Genomic DNA, 3,459 nt, shown 5'->3' with positions numbered 1-3,459 from the left:
TAGGAACAGGCTTTTCGGCCTGTTCCACAAGAAAATTCACTCTTTGTGGAACAGGCCGAAAAGCCTGTTCTTGAGAATGGTGCAAGAGCTCAGTTTTAACACGCTTTGCGATCGATAACTCCTGACTCGTGTTCAATAATGAATCCGTCTATCCGTGACTTCCGTGTCCTCCCTTTCTTCAACCACACCTAAAATTTGCAAAATGTCAAGGGATTCGATCGACTTTTCCCCACCTTAGCCACCAAGTCCCAAACCAGATTTAGCGCCGCAAATAATTCCCCAAATCTCTTGCCACAAACGGCCACATCCGTTGTAATATAGATGTAAGTCACAGCCCGTTAAAGTAATCAACAAACAATTAAGCCGCTCAATATATTCACGCTCCAACGAGCGCTGAGTTGTATTTAGCGTGCCTATTAAAGAGCGATCGAAGCTCCTCACACACCCCCAATATTCAGGAAGAATAATGCCATCAATATCCGCCAACGATGTAGACGTAGCAGAGCAATATTGGCACTACCTAGAAATATCCAAGGTTGCAACTATCTTAGAAACCAACCTGGAAAGCGGTTTAGAACCGACAGAAGCCAACCATCGCCAACAGAAATTCGGGCCCAACGAACTAACAGTTAAAGCAGGGAAACCAGCCTGGTTAAAATTTATCCTGCAATTTAACCAACCCCTCCTGATCATCTTGCTGAGTGCAGGTTTAATCAAAGCCGTGATCGGAGAATGGCTAAACGCTAGCGTAATTTGGGGCGTAACAACCACCAACGCTACTATTAGTTTCATCCAAGAAGCTGGAGCCGAGAAAAAAATTGAAGCCCTCGCCCAAGCTGTCACCACCGAAGCCACAGTCATTCGGGGCGGCAAAAAATTAAGAATTCCCTCCAAAGAACTCGTTGTCGGCGACTTAGTAACCCTGACTTCCGGCGACAAAGTACCGGCAGACTTGCGCTTAGTGAAAGTCCGCGACTTGCAAATCGACGAATCGGGACTCACCGGGGAATCAGTTGCTGTCGAAAAAGAATTAGGACAATCTGGAGATATAGTTCTGCCAAAAGAAACGCCACTAGCAGAACGGGATAACATGGCCTATGCCGGCAGTTTTGTCACTTTTGGCCAAGGTAGCGGCATCGTAATTGCGATCGCCAATAAAACCGAAACCGGCAAAATCTCCCAACTATTAGATCGGCACATCGATCTCACCACCCCCTTAACCCGCAAATTCAACCAATTCAGTCAAAACTGGCTGTTATTCGTGTTGGGAATGGCAACCTTGACCTTCGCAGTCAGATTGGGCAGACCTGTCCCAGAGGGGGTTTCAGCCTTTAAAGAAGCAGTCGAACCCGCAGTCGCGCTGATTGTCGGCGCAATTCCCGAAGGCTTACCCGCCGTCATCACCGTCACCCTAGCCGTAGGCGTTTCCCGGATGGCAAATCGCCACGCGATCGTCCGCAAATTGCCCGCTGTAGAGACCCTAGGCGGCGCTACAGTCATCTGTTCCGACAAAACCGGAACTTTGACGGAAAACCAGATGACGGTGCAAGAAATCTATTCTGGCGGCGAATCCTACTCGGTTACGGGTACGGGATACAGCCCCGAAGGTGAAATTCAACTCAACCAACTGCCAATTACTGTCAGCCAAACTCCAACTTTGCAAGAATGTTTGCAAGCTGGACTCCTTTGCAACGACTCTCAGTTGGAATTTAAAGATGATAATTGGATAGTCGTCGGAGATCCGACAGAAGGAGCGTTAATTACTGTTGCCAAAAAAGCTGATTTGAGCCAGCAAATTTTGTCCAAGTCAATGCAGCGGCTGGATTCAATTCCCTTTGAATCTCAGTTTCAATACATGGCGACGCTGCACCGAACTCCCAGTGGCAAAATTTTGTACGTCAAAGGTTCAGTAGAATCCATTCTCGGCCGCTGCGGTTCCAGTCTCGATACCCAAGGAAATCCGGTAGAAGTCGATCGCGAACAAATCCACCACCAAGTCGATGAAATGGCGCATCAAGGCTTGCGCGTCTTGGCTTTAGCGAAAAAGCCAGTACCCGAAAGCCAAAATTCCGTCGATCATTCGGATTTGGAATCTGGGCTGATTTTCTTGGGACTCCAAGGCATGATCGACCCGCCGCGGGCTGAGGCGATCGCAGCCGTCCAAGCTTGTCAAACCGCCGGCATCCAAGTCAAAATGATTACCGGCGACCACATCGCTACAGCCAAGGCGATCGCCCGCCGCATGGGATTTCGCAAAACTAAACACCACAGGGAACTTGTAGCCTACACCGGTGCTCAACTCGCCGCCATGAGCAAGCAGGAACTCGGCGAAGCTGTAGAAGCCGGCTCAGTTTTTGCCCGCGTCGCCCCCGAACAAAAACTCCGCCTCGTAGAAGCTTTGCAAAATCAAGGCGAAATCGTGGCGATGACGGGAGACGGCGTTAACGACGCGCCGGCGCTGAAACAAGCGGATATCGGTATTGCGATGGGCAGCGGTACGGAGGTTTCTAAGGAAGCCGCTGACATGATTCTTACCGATGATAACTTTGCGTCGATCGAATCTGCTGTCGAAGAAGGGCGATCGGTTTACAAAAATCTGCTCAAAGCAATCAGTTTCATTCTCCCAGTCAACGGCGGAGAATCGATGACAATTTTGCTCAGCACCCTCCTCGGTCGAGAATTGCCGATTTTGTCGCTACAAATTCTCTGGTTGAATATGCTCAACTCAATTACGATGACTGTGCCGCTTGCTTTCGAGCCCAAGTCACCGGGAGTGATGAAACAACAACCGCGATCGGCAAACGAACCTTTGCTGACTCCAAATCGAATCAAGCGAATTATCGCTATTTCTCTTTACAACTGGACTCTGATTTTCGGAATGTTTGAATGGGTGCGTCAAGCGGAGTGGGGAACGATCGAGCTCGCCCGCACAATGGCGATTCAAGCTTTGGTAATGGGGAGAATTTTTTACCTATTGAGCCTCAGCCAGTTGTTGCCTTCTTTGATTGCTAAATTTAGCGGTTCTAAGGAAGAAGTTAGCGGTGCTCCCGCCCTCGGTGTGGGAATTGTCGTGGCGGTGATTTTGCAGATCATCTTTGCTAATTCTCCATTTGTCAATAGCATATTTGAGACGGCTCCGATGAATCTGGATCAGTGGCTGATTTGCTTCGGTGTCGCTCTGCCGATGATCGGTGTTGCTCTCTCCGTCAACCGCTTTGACCCGCCCAACTAATGGAACTTGTAGGTACAGCCATTAGTAATTTCGGCTTTCTCTGTTTCTACTCGTTCTACTCGTTACCAGGCTCTGCCTGGTAACACAGATCCGGAGGCTCTGCCTCCGATTTTCCTGCTAAAATAGCGAGCCTCTTCCTCTGGAAATCGGGGGTGCATCTCACTTTGGCGAATATGTCGCAAAAGGGTTAAAATGGAAAAGCTAGTAAAATTGCCAAAAAATATGAG

Annotated in this window: 1 protein-coding gene; it reads left to right on the top strand. The window is 49.0% G+C overall.

Annotation, left to right across the window (positions count from 1 at the left end):
* The first annotated feature begins 466 nt into the window (after positions 1-466).
* On the top strand, positions 467-3,232 hold the full coding sequence (locus tag QT987_RS29480; RefSeq protein WP_333247012.1) for an HAD-IC family P-type ATPase: 2,766 nt from the start codon (positions 467-469) through the stop codon (positions 3,230-3,232).
* The last annotated feature ends 227 nt before the right edge of the window (positions 3,233-3,459 follow it).

It is taken from the genome of Microcoleus sp. SVA1B4 (assembly GCF_036700545.1).
Taxonomy (GTDB): Bacteria; Cyanobacteriota; Cyanobacteriia; order Cyanobacteriales; family Microcoleaceae; genus Microcoleus.
Note: the sequence above shows the minus strand (reverse complement) of the source record. Positions and strands in the feature narration are given on the sequence as shown.